This is a genomic window from Chloroflexota bacterium (assembly GCA_009840355.1).
Lineage (GTDB): Bacteria > Chloroflexota > Dehalococcoidia > Lucifugimonadales > JADFKI01 > Bin90.
Genome location: VXNZ01000001.1, coordinates 1 through 15,209, shown reverse-complemented (window position 1 = coordinate 15,209; position 15,209 = coordinate 1). Strand labels below are relative to the sequence as shown.

The following is a 15,209-nucleotide window of genomic DNA, read 5'->3' as shown; positions in this document are numbered from 1 at the left end:
GCCAGATTAGGGCAATTATCATCTGGGCTAAAGTGATTTGACGACACGCCCTAGTCAAACCGCTTGTCAACTCGTCATCGAGGTCATCCGCGCCAAAGCCGTTCATAATGACATTCCGGTACTTCAGCATCTGGTTGAGTTCCTCATATTCGTCTTATAAAAACATCCCGAAACGCCTGGAGCGCTCACCACCGACGCGTCTCGTTGATCGCGCATGGTGGACAATGGTCAAGGTCATAGAGGGCCGCGCGCACTCCACATATACGTGTACGAAAGCGTTCACACGTATTCCTGTGGCGAATACCGGCTGGGCTGGCGCTTGCACGGCCCGCTCGTGAGCGCGGGGAGCTTTCCGCGCGGGACGTGGCGTGCCAATCCCGTTCGTCGATTCGGCGCCACTGATATGTAGCTCACTGGCGCAACACGGTGCCGTTCCAGTGGCTCCTCGCACCCACCACACGGGTCTAGACACCCCTAACGAGAATGCGCTTTGGAAATTCTTACGACACATTTGTGTACACTGCCGTACACAAATGTGATAGAATGCCCATCCCCAGTTACTGGCGTGAACTCAGATGGCAGTGTGCCGGGAGGTCTCATATGGAGCTACGTCTCCCCCTGTTTCGGCGAAATGATAGACGGTCGAATGTAAGAATGGCGTTTTTCGAAAACGAACCCACTGGAGTTCTCTTGCGCCTACCCGAAAGCATGGTAACCGAAGACACGGAGTATATCCCTTTCAGAACGACACTCTACGAGGACCCGCGGGTCGTTGAGTTCGTGAACTTTATGCTGCATGTGATCGTCAGTGCAACCGATGGTAAGGTGTCTCCAAAATCGATCTGGAACGAGTGGCTGGGACGCCCCCAGGATTCTGCTATCGACAGAGCCGAAATGAAGGCGGGCATTAGTTTTGAGCACGTGCAGCAGCTATTCACCGACGTCTTTGACGCCGGCGACCGGGTCAGGGGGAGATTGAACGGGGAGGTTCAGCGGGTCTGGGAAGGCTTTATGCTGATCCCGCCCAGGGCTGAATACACTCTCCGACCGGCGCCGGCTGGAACCCCGGCCACTACCGCCGTCCCGGGACGAAATTTAAGAGAAGATACGGATAAAGCCGACGCGGAGAGCGACAAAATCACTCTTGAAGTACTCTATGATGGACCGACTCCGGCGAAGTTTCGATATCGCTTCGATGATGCTCTCATGAGCGTGACTATGTATCTCGACAAGGGCTCAGTGGCAGAGCCCCGACGTCCGAGGGCTTACAGGATAACCGCCGAACCCATTTATGAATAGGCTGTGTACGCACATGTACACAGAGGTCGGATACGTGGCTCCATGGGGTTATGGCACGTTCCGCCATCTGTGCTGAAGTGAATGACCGAAGGTATCGGCAGCCATCTTACTTCTGGTCGCCTACAGGCGTGTACAATGCTGTTCACGCTCACTTTCTCCATGACTAGATGTCGCCCGGCAATTTGCCGCCACTCCAGACGCGATAAATTTACTTTGATCGTCGCCCCAGTCTCAGTGTACACCCCGCAACAACAGCCCAGGTGCCCGCACGCCGCTAGGATTCGATATGTCCAGAACTGGCGAATTAGTCGCCTGTGCATAACCGGCAGGACGGGAGTGCCGTTGGCTCAAGCGGTCGCAGGGCGCTCATCGTCAACGCCAAGTTGGAAGTTTGCCATTTTCGCCAATGTAAAAGTGTACCACTCAAGTCCTCTCACAGGTCGAAGACATTCGCAGGAATGGATTCACAGGCACCGCACGGTTCGATTCCAATATTCCGTGAGAGTTCACAGGGAATGGATTGGTGAGTCCAGTGACGGCTAAGAATGGCTGTGTGAATAGTTCAGTAGGTGTAATGGTCCGCATGTGATACAAGGTTACTCAGAGAGCACTGAGAGATCGGTTGAGTGGTTCGCGGAAGTTTCTGCGTGTTATAGTAGCCCAACGGACGGTATAGCCTACCCAAGAAATAGCGCGAGCCGGAAAGTTGTCCAGTCGGTGGCGCTGAGAGTCCATTGGAGCAACTGGGGCGAGATCTCGCCGTCTGAGTAATTTGTCGAGAGCGATTCCTTGGCGAGTGTGAACAAAGGTGTACACATTGGGCCAATGTGGAGCGACTATGAGTTGCGGATGGACCAAAACAGAACCGAAAAGCGGGGAATTAGGCGCGCAATCCTTTTTGAGACTGACACTAGGGACGGAGGATGGGCCGGCGATTGAAAGTCCAGGAGTAAATTGGGCAGCGACTCGGTGGTTACGGCACGGAGGGGATTACGGTACTAGCGGTCCAGGCGGGCGTATTTCGGGTGGAATTTGATGTAGGGAAAATTGGTGAGGCGATTTTTGGCGATTTTTGGCTCTGGTGCGGTTACGGGAGCCTGTCTAGTAAGGGTTAAAATGGCATTTTCGTCTTACCGCTTACCTTCCTGTTCTGTACCTCAATATAGTATCCTACCTCCGTCATGAATCGCGCCTTTTTCGGGCTAAAAACACCCTAGTCTCAAAAAGTCAGCCATTTAGTCTCTGGAGCCCGAAATTCAGTGAATTTGGGCAGTTTGCCCTGCATGGGCTGAGACCGTAATAAGGGCTTACGAATCCCATCTGCTTCAGATGCCGAACTGTCCGAGAATACTACTTCTCTGAGGGCTGTTATGCACTCACGGGGAGCGTAATATATCAACCGTTGTTTACATGGCGACTTCGGATGTTTACGCTGCGACGTCGAGCTACGAGTTTACGCGCGAGTTCAGTTCTGTATCCTACCTGCGTAACGCACGATGATGTTCGAGATTATAGGGGGTGTCCATGTTCGAGGAGTATCCCATCAGGGTTGATGGTCCCAACGGCGAGGTAGTCGCAGCTTGTTCTGAGATCGAAACCGCGATAGGGCTTGTCTGCGCGTCCGGTCCACGTTCGACTATCTGGATGGGAATCCGCAACCCTCAGAAGATCTACACGTTAACCGAAGAGCATTCCTTCGTCGGGGATTGGTTTGGCCGCTGGAGTGGAGAGTTTGCTTACGACCTTGACTTAGCCGTGTGGAGAGTGACATTGACGCTCCATACCAACTGGGCCGACATCGAGGCAATACATGAACAGGAAGACCCCTTCCTCAATGAGCAGTGGTGGGAGCGATTTCAGCAATACGTTTCTGAAAATGGCGACCCTGTTTTGAGAGAGCGGGCTGACGATGATGACTTCATTGAGTTTATGAAGCGAAAAGCCGAGATGGAGGTGCTGGGTGAAGAAGACGGCGAAGTGATGGCACTTAGGAACGCTATCCGAATGACAACGGATGGGGATGGTGACGATGACCTGCCAACCCTTCCATCTCCGTACACCTTCTGATTCGTGAGACGGTTGGCTTTATTTTCATGTCCGGACTGTTATATGCGAGACTTGGACGGCGAGGAGCGTCTGATTTCAGACAGGATCGGATTGGTTGTCCGTAGGTGGTAGTCATCCATTCGCAGCCATATCTTATCCTTCAGTATCGACGAGGCTGCGTTATACTCCGCGAACGTCGTGATCGCAATCGGGACACTCAAGCCCATCGCCGGTGTCCAGTTCCCCCTTCTCATTCTCTCTTGTCCCAGCTTGAGCATTCTCTGACGTATGCTCTCCGTGGGCACGATAAATAGCGTCACCTCGTCGGTCAGGTGCAAGGGGTTCTCCGAAGCGGTAACGTTACCCACAAACTGGTTGCCCTCGAAGATATAGTACCTCAGCCACACCAGGACTTTGTTCTGAAGCGGCTTCCCACCGCGAGACCCTCTTTTTTCGTATTCGAGGTGCAGTGTCTGGGTATCTCCACCCAGTCGAAGGAATATCGCAGCGTCAGGTCGGATCATTCGCCAGTGCGTCCGGTCCAGCCAAAAACGCCTGCTCGCGGAGTGGTCAGGTATGGCCTCGACCAGACCGCGGTGTTCAGTGTGGATTCTGCTCACTATCTCATTTATGCCCTCGGTGTGCGAACGCTCCCTGCGGAGCTTTGCTATTCTCGTTCCATCCGTCCCCCATTCCTTTCGCAACCCACCCAGGTCAGTCCTGTCTCTGTAAGCCAGGTAGCGTAGTCCGCCGTCAGCCAAGATGATGTTTCGGGAACCAGTGTCGTACCGGATAAACCCGTCTGCCCGGAGTGCTGCCAGTGACTGCGCGGCCCGACTCTTATCCGTGCCTTTCCACTTGTGCTGATCCACCATCTTCACGATTTCCGGCCTTTTCATCAGCGGCCAATCCGCAAGGTAGTTCAGTATTCGCTTCTTGTTCGAGCTTAGCTCTGTCGGGTTCAGCCGGGCAATGTCCTTCGGCGGGAGGACCCGCTTGAAGCTGTTGTGGTATTCGATAGTGTATGAGTCATCTCTTTTCAGGTTCCTCACTAGCGAGCTGAAGGACTGCCTGCTAACGTTAGAGTCCACTCTGATCCACAGATTTGAATCGTCGTCTAAATCAAATGCCTCTCGCTCGGTGGCGACAGCGCATGGCATGTAGCCCTTCATTCTGAATGTCTGCCTGATTATGTCCTCGGAGACCCAGGACTTCGCAAAGGTTGTCTGCACCAGCACAAACGTCAGTGGAGGGCCGCGCCTCTGGTGGTTGTCTGCGCCTGACCCGTTCAAGACTGCCCAGAATCGTTTTTTGAAATCCTCGCGCATCATCGTGTTGCCCATACGCATGAAACCGACCGTGATGCCGTCAGCCCCCAAGGCGAAAGCGTCGAAATTGCCGTTGCGAGGGAACCTTATCGTCAGGGGTCGGGACTCCGGGCGGATTTTCGTCATGCGCTCGCATAGCTTGTAAATCATCGAGACGCTATCGAGGCGCCTCAGCAGATTGCGCTGCCAGTCCAACGAGCAGGGAAAGTAGTTCAGGACCGCTTCAGGGGTTGTCTGGTATACGTCAGCGAAGTCATTGAGTCCCTTCGCGCCGACGAAGAAACGGTTGGAGTGTCTTTTTGTGCCCCGGGGGTAATGCTTGACCGAGCTGATATATCCCGCCCGCTCAAGTGTCTTCAAGGCGCGATAGACCTGCTTGCCGGAAGGGAAGGAACGAAAAGAGGTCAGTTCCGCTGCGGTCGTAAATGGAAGGTCCGACAGGTGAGCATACACCGACTTTGCGAACGACGATATGTGGATTGTCTTCTCAGGCATCCTTTCTCACCTTGTCTGCAAAAACTTTATCAAAGCGCCTCGTGAATCGCCTGGACACTCTTCGTATCATCTCCGCCAGGCCCTGTACATCGTATGTGTGATGTGTGAGGGGACGTCGTTCACCGGCATCAGTTAATTTTCGCCGGTAAGGGCGTTTCGACTCATAGGCATTCAGAAATCCGGCAACGCCGTGCAATTGGCAGAGCCGTCATAGGGTAGTTCACTTTCTAAACGTTCCGGGCAGTCGAGGTCAGTCAGATCGCACCAGTTGCACTCAGGCGGGCTGGGGACCCTGCGCGCGGGTTCGTCCGACACCACGCGCCTTATCAGGTCGTGAAGCCCTTCCCTGAAATCCGCGTCGATGGCAGTCGAGGGTATGTGAATCTCGGTGCCGTCCCTGTACACCAAACAACCGTTCGGCGACTTGTTTGTCCATGGAGAGTCCGCCACCAGGGGAAGCGCGTACATGTAGATCATCACCTGCGCAACGTCCGAGTCCCGCTGAGCGCCGGTCTTGACGTCATACACCGTAATCTGGTCGTCCGGCGAGACCGACACCAGATCAGCCTGCCCGGCCACCATCGCGCCTGAGCCGCCCTGCAGCCTGAACCAGTTGGCCCGCTCGGTTGTGACGGTATGGCCCTTTGCTTCGAGCCTGTCCCGCACATCGTTGAGCAGCCATGTATGGTGCATCTTCCAGGTGGAGAGGCTGAAGTCGCGGCTGGCCCTGGCGTATCCGCTGTAATGTGCTTTATACCACGACGCCCACTCGCAGGAGGCGTCGCCGACTAGCAGGCGCGACAGCCAGGTAACCCAGACATACACGTTGTCTCGTCGTATCGTCACCGCCTGAGCCTCTCGATGCAAGGTATGGAACACCTGTCCTTAATGGATGGTACCAGAGGATGTCGGCTGTCGCAAGGACAGGCAATGCTCAGGTGGCAGTGGACACCCGCCTTCTGTGCGTCTCCCGCATCAGTGAGTTTGGCGATTCCTGGTCGTCTCCTTATTCGATGGCTGATTGAGCCGCCTTTCTCGCCAGTTGGGCGTGCTCACCATCTGTTGTCATGTATTGGATAAGGGTAACCGTCCCAAGATTGGTGTGATAAGAAGGAAGCGGGGAATCCTGATAAAGTTCTGATTGCACAACGCAGAACTTGGAGTCCCCGCCGATGCCCAGAATACGATTCACGCTGCCTGAGGTCAAGCAGAGGCCGGACGCTCCCCCATCAACGTGTCCGCGTTGCGGAGGAGTCACATTCCACAAGCACGGACAGGTGGAGAAGGCGATAAAGGGCCTCTACATTAGTCGGGTAACGGTGGTTAGATACAGGTGCGTCGCCTGCGGCAGGACATTGAGGCGTTACCCTGAAGGAGTGGACAGACATATTCAGAGCAAGAGGCTTAGGGCATTGTCGGCGCTGAGCTGGGCGCTGGGACTGTCGCACAGGTCTGTGAGCAACTTGCTGACTGCTCTGGGAAGCGCGTTGTCTAGGATGAGCAGTTGGAGGGATGTTCAGGAAGCGGGAGTGGGAGCGATGAGGGCGCTCAGTGGTGGCTTGAGGGCGCGGGTAGAGGTAGTGGGAGCGGACGAGGCTGTGGTGAAGTTGAAGGGAGAGAAGGCAGTCGTCGGGTTCGTGATGGATGCGGAGCGTGGCAGGTTGTTGGGGATAGACCTTCTTGTGGAGCGAGACCGGGCTGGCTTTACGGAGTGGTTGAGTGGGTATGTGGACAAGTTCGGAGTGAAGGCGATAGTGAGCGATGATCTGAACACATACAAGCCTGTGGTGGAGGAGTTGGGGCTGGAGCATCAGATATGTCTGGCTCATGTGAGGAAGAATGTGAGAAGGCGCCTGAACGAGATAGAGGGTTGGGACTGGCACAAGGCGCGGATATGGCTGTTGCTGAGCGAGCTGCCTGAGGGTGGAGGCGCGGAGTTGATGAGTATGGAGCGCAATGTGAGGGAGGATGCTGAGTTGAGACGGCTGGTGGTGGAGTTGAGCGACAAGTGGAGGAGTCTGAGGAGACACAAAAGCGCAAGAGGACTTCCGGAGACGAACAACTGTACGGAGCGGATGATAGGGAGAAGCAAGATAAGATACAAGACAGTGAGAGGCTACAAGAGCATAGAGGGTATGATGAACGGGCTAAGGCTGAGGCAGTGGGTATGGAGTGGCGAGGATGGGCTGTGCGTGGGCGAGTTGGTGAACGCATAGCGCGTCATAATCGAACTTGAGAGAACACGCACTCTCAGCCTCTATACAAAATCCCACACCGTTCTTGGGACGATTACGGATAAGGCCGTCCATTGACAGATTTCAGCCAAATGGATAGCATTCTTCATGCTACCAACCACTTAGTCCTAAACAGGCTGGGATTGGCCGCATCCCGCGGTCTCTCCTTGCCAGGGGCGCACCGCGCCCCTGCGCGGTTGCCTGTTTAGGAGGAAGCGTTGGTAGCACTGCGCAACCTGTACCGCAAGGGGGCTTTCTTCATGAGCACGCATTCAACTCCCGACGAGTCTCGGCACCAACCACCTGAGCCCGCTGTTGAAGACGAGAATCCCTCCACAGTAAATCTGGCGCTACTTGACATCCTCCAGCGCTACGAGAACGAGAGTTTGGCCGAGGCGTGGCTCACCGCGCGTAGATGGCCCAACGGTATCACATGCCCTAGATGCGACTCCAGTAACATCGCCCGACCGCCAGACCGTAGGCCGCTGCCTTACAGGTGTCGGACATGTCGCACACAGTTCAGCGTCAAGTCCCACAGTGCACTCAGAAGCTCCAAGCACTCGCTCGGGACATGGGTTCAGGCTTTTCATATTTGCTCGGCTTTCTCTAATCCTGATGCCGTCGACATACGCGACATACTTCCTGTCACTAATAAGGCTGCTTGGAATCTCGCGATGAGGATCCACGAAGCTTGGGAGTTCTATAAAGACGACCCGCAGGCGCTGGAGACCCCGAGGAGGTTGGCATGACCACTCAGCTGCAAGAAAAGCAACCCGTACAAATCGTTTTCAAGAAGAGTACCCGCCCTCGCCGAACCTTGCCTCTGCCGGTAGACAGGAGTGCTGAAACACTCGCTGCAGCGTTGTTCGACTTGCCGGAGAGCCACACATGGGTCTTCATGAAGGGTAAGTCCTTCAGGGACTGAAACGTCATCGTCTCGACTGACAGCCGGGGAACTAGGAGCGTGACAGAACGAGGTAGTCTGAATTCTGAAAGTTTGAGAGCAGGTTGGCAATGGAAGGTCTGACAATTTCACCGTCCACGATTATGCAGACTCTGTCGGGCCCAATTACCTCCAGAAATGCAAAAATGGCGGCAAACATGCAGCCTGCAGCCAATCCTTCTATCGCTCAGGAAGCACCTGAGCTTATATGCGCGATAGTAGATGCGAATGCGCAAGCTGTCAAGTTCAAGGGTGGCGGGAATTCAGGAGGACTTATGCTAGTGGGCTTCCTTCGTGCACCACTGTGACCTTACCTCTGACTTTATCAGTGGGGAACATGGAGCAGCTTAATCGGGAATCCTTCAGCCTGAAAAAGAAGCTCAGACAGTCATTGATCTATTAGTGAGCTTGTTCTTCTCTCATATCGAGCAGATTGGAGCGGGCACTCAGTGCGCCAACCGTCGGCGGAAGATACTCGGAGTCGAACAGAAACCAGAGGGAGGTATAGAATGAAGTTGAACAGACGACAGACGGCAGGTGGAGCCTGTATCGTGGGCGGCACGGTCGCGTACCTGTGGCTGATGGTCGCGATGGTCGTTCCAACAACATTGGAGCTGGCCGGAAATCTTGGCGTGCCGGCTCCCGCGCCTGCGGTCTGGGCCGGGCTTACGGCTGCGGCCCTGCTGGTCGCCTTCGGCGTGGACAGGGCGCTGAGGCATTAGTCGCGCCGGCAGACCGCATCGCCGGACGCTGCGATACAGGTTGCGAAACGCTGACCCCGCTACCGTCTCGTAGGGAGCCCCGGAAAGAGAAAACCCTGCCGGCGCGACCGATCTGACAAGATGGCCTTGTTCTGCACGCGCATTGCCTGGTCGGCTCTCAGGTGGTCCGGAGACGGGAGCCGGCCGAGGCTCGGATCAGGGAGGTCAGTCCGGGTCGACATAGTAATCGGAGGACATTGCGATGTGGGCGCAGCTTAACGGACTAGACAGGGTTGGCCTCATTCTGGGTACTTCTCACGTCTTAGTGGCCTTCGCGCTGCTAGTCGTGTTGCTGGCGGCTGATCTGGCTCTTGTCGCCTTTTACGGATCATTGACTGTTTGTGTCGGAGTTGGGCTTCTGGGATCATTTCTGCTCTGGTGGGTAGGTAAGGATGCGTTCATGAAGATCGGAGTCGTGGAGAGAATAATGGAGAGGCGCAGAATCGAGGCTGCCGCCGCCCTGGCGGAGCGTTATCAGGGCATCGACTTGACGACCATTCCGGAGGTCGCAGCGCTGCCCACTCCAATGTATGGCTGCCCCGGCTGTTCCAGGTACGACACATACACTGCTGACAAGCTGTACTGGGTGGAAGAGAAGCCGTTGCTGTCGGCGGGCTGGTACTGTGGGAAGTGCGTGGACAAGCTGAGGGACAAGCCGCTTGATGAGCGGATGGACCTGGCGACATTCCTGATCGCGGTGGGCGGCGCCCTTGGGACTGACTAGCCAGCGCGTTCGGTGAAGGAGTCGGCAATGGAAGGCTTTCGGCCTGCAGTCCCTCGATGAGCGGGGTGGAGATTCTGCCCCAGTGGTTCCGGCGGCGTCAGGTAGGTTCAAATCCTCACCTCTGACCCCGGTTTGAGTCGGAGTAGCTTAGTCAGGTGAAGCACCGCCGGAACCATTTCATCACCGACTTATTCAGAGAAGGATTTTCATGGCAACAGACGACAGAAAGTATGACAGACAGGGACGCCCCGCGCTCAACGAGCAGTACACCCATGACGTGGACACCGCACAGCACTTTCTGGCCGACCACGCCGCCGAACTGATAGTAGCGTTTGACCACCACGCCGCCAATCCCGAAGTATTCATCTATGTTGCGACTCCTGACGGTACGCTTTCTGCCGGCGACTACTACCTCTGGCCGCTGCTTCACCGAACAGCGCAGCGCATCAATGCCGTGCTGGAGGAAAAGAGGCGCGAACAAGCGACATGGAGTTGGCGCTTGTACCAGCGAAGGACGACAAAGTGGGTCAGGCGTATGACGATGCTTCAGACCCTCATCCGGATCCGTAAGTCAACCGTTCACGCCCTCTGCGCCTGGGACCTGCAAGACAGGCGTCCAGAAGACTTGGTTGTCCTCGACACCGACCGGAGTCTGAACGGCCTGACCCGGCAGGAGGCGCTGGAGATCGTGGGCGCGGCCCGGTAAATCCTTGATGATGTAGGAGCGCTCACCAACCCCATCCCCAGACCTTTAGGAGAATCTCTCATGGTGATTGAAGAAAGAGAATACGACGAACTGGGCAGACCCCGCATCGGGCGCGAATACAGCTACGACCTCGCCGTAGCCCAGCACTTCCTTGCCGACCACGCCGCGAATCTGATAGTAGCCTGGGACCATCACGCCACCAACCCCGAGGTGCTGATCTATACCGAGACCCCGGAAGGCCCTCTCTCTGCCGGCGACTACTACATCTGGCCGCTGTATCATCGGACTGCGAAACGCATTCATGGAGCGCTTGCCCGAATGCGCCCAGCCGGTGAGGGGGCATGGCATGAGGGGTATTTCCAGAGGACGCGGAGTGACTGGGCTTTGCGCCTGTCTACGCCTCAAAGTCTCACCAGAATTCGCACGGCAACCATTCACGCGCTTTTCGCGTGGGACCTGCAAGACAGCCGGCCCGAGGCTCTTACCGTGCTCAACACCGAGCTTAACCTGACCAGCCTGACCCGGCAGGAGGCGCTTGAGACAGTCAACAAGCCTGAGAGGACTTAGAAATGGACAAACAGGGTAACAAGACAAGGACCCCTGCAAATGATGAGCATGACGCCTTTCTCAAAGGGGTGGATGCGGCGATGAAACGTGCGGCTATTGAGGCGAGGCAGCGTGCGATAGATAACGATGGATACGTGGAGACCTGGCGAGACGGAAAGCTGGTGCGAGACACCGAGGTATAGTGGTAGGCTGGCGCTCGTTCTCGCTGTCCGGTCAGAACCCGACACTCCCCTCACTGAGTATGTTCTCCAGCGGAGCGCGGTCAGGGAAGATGTGCTCGTTGGTCGCAACTGCTTCACCAGAAAGCCTTTTTGGCGTCTGCCCGGGCAGCCTGGCTAGGTAGGTTGAATGCCGCGAGGAGGATATGGATGGCAGTCGTAGAATGCATCCCGGACCAGACTCGTAAGTCCAGGCGCAAACAGTTCCAAGAGGGCAAAGATAAGGGCTTGGCCGAGGGTCTGGAACATGGCGCCGAGTGGAACGACCGGCGCCTGCAAACCGAGGAGTGCGGCGAGCGGTTCGACGAACCAGAGGACCCCCAATAATACGGACTGAACCAACACTATGAGAGCCTCCGAAGGCTTCAACTCTGTGGAGGCTCTTTTCGTTCAGCAGTTAGTTTACCTTTCCCATCGATGTGAGGAGAGAAATGCAACACTTAAAACCCAACAGAAACAGGTCTTACCCCATAGACCTATCGGATGTGAGTAGCGTCCCGTCAAGTGGTGTGTTAGATCGTCAACCTATTTGTTCTACTAAGCCCGAATCCACCGAAGCGGAACGTGTGGGCGCTGGAATGATACAGAGGGAACGAGGATGAGGCCGTGCGAGCGGAATTCAGTCTGACATGGCAGAGGTTAACCAGTTGTCGGCGATCCGCAGGGTTCAGAAGGCGCCCTTTCAGGCTGTGCAGTCGGCAGGGACCGCTCACGGTCCACCCGGGGCGAGTTGAGCGGACCTTCGAGGCAGACGAGTGAGGATGTGTCTGGCGGGCCGACTGCCGCCGTCAGAGCGGGACTGGCAGTTCGCGCAGCCGCACAAGGGCGCGATTGAACCGGTCTTGCCAGGGCCAGCCTCGGGGTAGATGCAGGGTGAGACGGCGTGCAGAGCGTGTGAGGCGTCCGGCCAGGGAGAAGAAGCGTCGCCTGAGGGTTTTTGTGGTCAGGGTCTGCTCCCCCAGACCGATGCGTGCGGTCCAGCGAGCCAGGTTGTGTGCCAGCACTTGGACGGCCATCCAGGCGGCGTTGGCGGCGAAGCGCCCCGAGGGAAGATGGTTCAGTCCCACGCCGTACTTGAGGTCGCGGATGGCGTTCTCGATCTCGGCGTGTCTGCGGTGGTCTGCTTCCAGTTCCAGTGTGTCTCCCTCGCGGTCGGTGATGAAGGCGTGATAGCTGTAGCTGACGAACAGCGCCAACTAGGAGCCGGGCGTGGGCCTGACCCTTCGGACAATGAGTCGCACAGGCACGGCGTCGGAGCGGTTGTCGAAGGGGACATATGTGGTCTCGGCCACGTCTGCGGCTCCTTCCATCCAGTAGGGTATCGGTGTCCAGTCGGTCTCGGGTATGGCCTCTATGATGTCACGCAGTCCCCGGTGCTGTCTGACGCTGATGGAGAAGCGCACACCGTTGTTGCGGCACACGTTGACGATGTCGTGGTTATAGAAGCCGCTGTCGGCTCGCACGGTGGGAACTCCCGTGGCTCCGGCGTAGCGCACCCTGCTCAGCGTCTCACGGAGGAAGTTGGCTGCGCCGCGAGCGGTATTGGCTCTGCCCTTGCGTGGTCGTGCCATCAGCACGTCTCCGGTTGTGGCGGCTACGGCGACAAGTGGGTGATAGCCCCGCTGGCCGCTGTAGTTGTGGCGCTGCGCTCCCTCCTTGTCCAGCCCGTAAGTCTCGTAGACGGTCGAGTCGAGGTCGATCGTCAGTGGCTCGTTCCCAGGTCCCGCTCCGGCTTCCCAAGCACGAGCCAGCAGTTCACGACTCACCCTGTCCAGCTGGCGCACGTGTCCCCAGCGGAAGCTGCGCAGGAAGGTCCCCAAGGTGGACGGCGCCTTCACTGTGCATCCCAGGACTTGCCCCGTCCCGCCACAGCGCAGCGCGTCCGCATCGTCTATGCAGTCTCCGCCCGCCAGAGCCGATGCCACTAGGGTCATCATCTTGTCTCCGGCGTTCGCTCGACCTGGCGCCTCTCCCAGGTCGACGTGTCTGTCCACCAGTTGGCACAGACCCAGTCTCTGGACCAGTGTGAGCGGCAATAGCAGTCCGGCATTGGACACCAGGCGGGGATCGTCGAAGGCTATGCGGATGCGGTCAAGACGCTCAGATGCTATCATCTATTAGGTGCTCCTGCTCTGGGGTTGGTTTTATGTCCAATAACCATTATCCTACAGTCTATGGAGCACTTCTCACGTCTTGGCCATCTTCCTCAAACTCAGTGTCTTCGGTGGATTGGGGATAAGGCACTTGCCCTGAAAATCACATCTGTGCATGATGGGCGCCTTTTCTTGAAGAGAATACTCACCAAAGCACCCAAGCCATATCTATTCAAGCGACCTGTTTCGTGACGTAAGTTAAGCGAATTGGTATTACACGCGCATGGGAACCGCGGCGACGGACGACCTCGTAGCCTAGTCGTCGCAGCGCTGTGACTAGACGCGGACCGCTCACGTCTCGCGGCAGCCTCATACGGTCAGGACCTCATCCCGCACGAAGTGCAGTCGGATAAGTTTCGGTCGTTGCATGCTCTCGTCAAAGTAGCAATCCACCGCTTCCTTGATGTTCGCGCGCACTTCTTCTACGGTGTCCCCTTCAGTGTGTATGCCATAGCCTAGCGCGCTTGCCGAGTATCCTCCGTCCACTTCGTCCTCCGTAACTTCAAAGATTATCTCGGTCATAAGAATGCCTCCCTTTTTGAAACGGCTCTCATAGCCGACTTTCGCTGTGCTTGGGTCGTACCGGTCCCAGTAGTTTGTGCTTATGATAGGACCTCATGCTTGAGGATGTCCTCGCCCCGCCATTGTACAGCAACGACATCAGCAACGGGTGAATTGCGGAACTGGGGTGGGTCGGACGGAACGTACGCCCGTAATGTAAGGGCAATCAGTCCAGAACTGAATGTCAACACGCCTTAGTTCGGTGCCATCTCCACAGCAGAAAACTTGGCATATTGTACGCCTTAGCGTACAATACAGATATGTTAACAATAGTGAGAAGTGAGACGTTCGCGAGATGGTTGCGGAGGCTACGAGATGCCCAAGCCCGTGCACGAATCAACGCTCGGCTTCGCAGAGTGGAGACTACTGGGAATCTCGGAGATGCCCACCCGGTCGGCAACGGCATAGCAGAAATGCGCTTCCACTTTGGCCCCGGATACCGGGTATATTTCATCCGAGAGGGCGCTCAAATTATCGTTTTACTGTGTGGCGGCGACAAGGACAGCCAAGAGCATGACATTAGGCGAGCTGAGCAGATAGCGACTGAATGGAGAATAGCGAACAATGAATGAGACATTTGCCCGTTGGGACGCCGCCGAAGAGTTGGTCCATCACCCTGAAGACGCGGCGATGTATCTTGAAGCGTGTATAGATGAGGACCCCGGGGACGGTAGTGTCATCCGTGCGGCTCTGAACGACATCGCCCGGGCACAAGGCATGAGCGGACTGGCCCGCGACGCGGGGTTGAACAGGGGAAACATATACAAGGCGCTATCCGACAATGGCAACCCTTCATTCAGCACCGTGCTCAAAATCATGAGGGCATTGAAGCTAAGGTTGCGTGTGGAGACCGCGTAAAGTGGTCAGCCAGTGGCTTTGCACATTGGCCCGCTTGCACAAAATGCGAACCACCCAATGTACAAGGCGAAGTCCGCAGGATCGATGCTCGAGCTGCTTTCGGCGACCGGTGGAAGTGTTGCGATCATCTATGAGTACCACGCCGGCTCAGTCGCGTACTTCGCGCCGGACGCGCCCGACTTTGCTGATGCCGGGGAGCTGAAGGGCGACGACCTTGCCACAGCCCGACGTATCTTCGATGAGCGGGCGCTGCCTGGAGGAGAGCTTGTGTCAAGTGTTGTGGAAATTCCTCCCAGGTTATCTAGCTCATCAGGCG

16 protein-coding genes and 1 pseudogene are annotated in these 15,209 nt (G+C 56.4%); 13 read left to right on the top strand and 4 right to left on the bottom strand.

What is annotated here, in order from left to right; all coding sequences use genetic code 11:
• The first annotated feature begins 654 nt into the window (after positions 1-654).
• Together F4X57_00085 and F4X57_00080 are read left to right on the top strand one after the other, a co-directional pair.
• A complete protein-coding gene (locus F4X57_00085) occupies positions 655-1,299 on the top strand; it encodes a hypothetical protein (GenBank protein MYC05580.1) in 645 nt (214 codons plus the stop codon).
• A 1,524-nt stretch (positions 1,300-2,823) separates the two neighbouring features.
• Positions 2,824-3,366 (top strand): hypothetical protein, encoded by a 543-nt coding sequence (locus tag F4X57_00080; protein MYC05579.1) that lies wholly within the window; start codon positions 2,824-2,826, stop codon positions 3,364-3,366.
• A gap of 38 nt (positions 3,367-3,404) precedes the next feature.
• Here F4X57_00080 and F4X57_00075 read toward each other — a convergent pair whose 3' ends face one another.
• Together F4X57_00075 and F4X57_00070 are read right to left on the bottom strand one after the other, a co-directional pair.
• Positions 3,405-5,168 carry a hypothetical protein gene (locus tag F4X57_00075; GenBank protein ID MYC05578.1) on the bottom strand — a complete coding sequence of 588 codons (1,764 nt, stop codon included), beginning with the start codon at positions 5,166-5,168 and terminating at the stop codon, positions 3,405-3,407.
• Between the two features lie 171 nt (positions 5,169-5,339).
• Complete coding sequence (locus tag F4X57_00070) at positions 5,340-6,014, bottom strand: PD-(D/E)XK nuclease family protein (GenBank protein ID MYC05577.1); 675 nt, start codon at positions 6,012-6,014, stop codon at positions 5,340-5,342.
• A gap of 326 nt (positions 6,015-6,340) precedes the next feature.
• On the opposite strand from F4X57_00070, the gene F4X57_00065 reads away from it, so the two are divergent.
• The 8 genes from F4X57_00065 (at position 6,341) to F4X57_00030 (ending at position 11,285) form a co-directional block, all read left to right on the top strand.
• Positions 6,341-7,384 carry a transposase gene (locus F4X57_00065; GenBank protein ID MYC05576.1) on the top strand — a complete coding sequence of 348 codons (1,044 nt, stop codon included), beginning with the start codon at positions 6,341-6,343 and terminating at the stop codon, positions 7,382-7,384.
• A 236-nt stretch (positions 7,385-7,620) separates the two neighbouring features.
• Positions 7,621-8,151, top strand: coding sequence for a transposase (locus F4X57_00060; protein MYC05575.1), 531 nt, complete (start codon positions 7,621-7,623; stop codon positions 8,149-8,151).
• Positions 8,148-8,327, top strand: a complete 180-nt coding sequence (locus F4X57_00055) for a hypothetical protein (GenBank protein MYC05574.1) — start codon at positions 8,148-8,150, stop codon at positions 8,325-8,327. The genes F4X57_00060 and F4X57_00055 overlap by 4 nt, the downstream gene beginning before the upstream one ends.
• Positions 8,328-8,854: 527 nt before the next feature.
• Positions 8,855-9,067 carry a hypothetical protein gene (locus F4X57_00050; GenBank protein MYC05573.1) on the top strand — a complete coding sequence of 71 codons (213 nt, stop codon included), beginning with the start codon at positions 8,855-8,857 and terminating at the stop codon, positions 9,065-9,067.
• Positions 9,068-9,506: 439 nt separating this feature from the next.
• On the top strand, positions 9,507-9,830 hold the full coding sequence (locus F4X57_00045) for a hypothetical protein (protein ID MYC05572.1): 324 nt from the start codon (positions 9,507-9,509) through the stop codon (positions 9,828-9,830).
• Positions 9,831-10,038: 208 nt separating this feature from the next.
• Positions 10,039-10,536, top strand: coding sequence for a hypothetical protein (locus tag F4X57_00040; protein MYC05571.1), 498 nt, complete (start codon positions 10,039-10,041; stop codon positions 10,534-10,536).
• Between the two features lie 60 nt (positions 10,537-10,596).
• The gene (locus F4X57_00035) at positions 10,597-11,103 is read left to right on the top strand and encodes a hypothetical protein (protein MYC05570.1); all 507 of its coding nucleotides are present in this window, start codon (positions 10,597-10,599) and stop codon (positions 11,101-11,103) included.
• 2 nt (positions 11,104-11,105) lie between these two features.
• Complete coding sequence (locus tag F4X57_00030; protein ID MYC05569.1) at positions 11,106-11,285, top strand: hypothetical protein; 180 nt, start codon at positions 11,106-11,108, stop codon at positions 11,283-11,285.
• Positions 11,286-12,109: 824 nt separating this feature from the next.
• On the opposite strand, the pseudogene F4X57_00025 reads toward F4X57_00030, so the two are convergent.
• Together F4X57_00025 and F4X57_00020 are read right to left on the bottom strand one after the other, a co-directional pair.
• A pseudogene (locus F4X57_00025) lies at positions 12,110-13,435 on the bottom strand (IS1380 family transposase).
• 348 nt (positions 13,436-13,783) lie between these two features.
• Positions 13,784-13,996 carry a 2-oxoisovalerate dehydrogenase gene (locus tag F4X57_00020; GenBank protein MYC05568.1) on the bottom strand — a complete coding sequence of 71 codons (213 nt, stop codon included), beginning with the start codon at positions 13,994-13,996 and terminating at the stop codon, positions 13,784-13,786.
• A gap of 299 nt (positions 13,997-14,295) precedes the next feature.
• On the opposite strand from F4X57_00020, the gene F4X57_00015 reads away from it, so the two are divergent.
• The 3 genes from F4X57_00015 to F4X57_00005 form a co-directional block, all read left to right on the top strand.
• The gene (locus tag F4X57_00015; protein MYC05567.1) at positions 14,296-14,607 is read left to right on the top strand and encodes a type II toxin-antitoxin system RelE/ParE family toxin; all 312 of its coding nucleotides are present in this window, start codon (positions 14,296-14,298) and stop codon (positions 14,605-14,607) included.
• A complete protein-coding gene (locus F4X57_00010) occupies positions 14,600-14,893 on the top strand; it encodes a putative addiction module antidote protein (protein MYC05566.1) in 294 nt (97 codons plus the stop codon). Before F4X57_00015 ends, F4X57_00010 begins: the two co-directional genes overlap by 8 nt.
• 57 nt (positions 14,894-14,950) lie before the next feature.
• Positions 14,951-15,209, top strand: a 259-nt coding sequence (locus F4X57_00005; protein MYC05565.1) for a hypothetical protein, incomplete at its 3' end; no start/stop codon positions are given.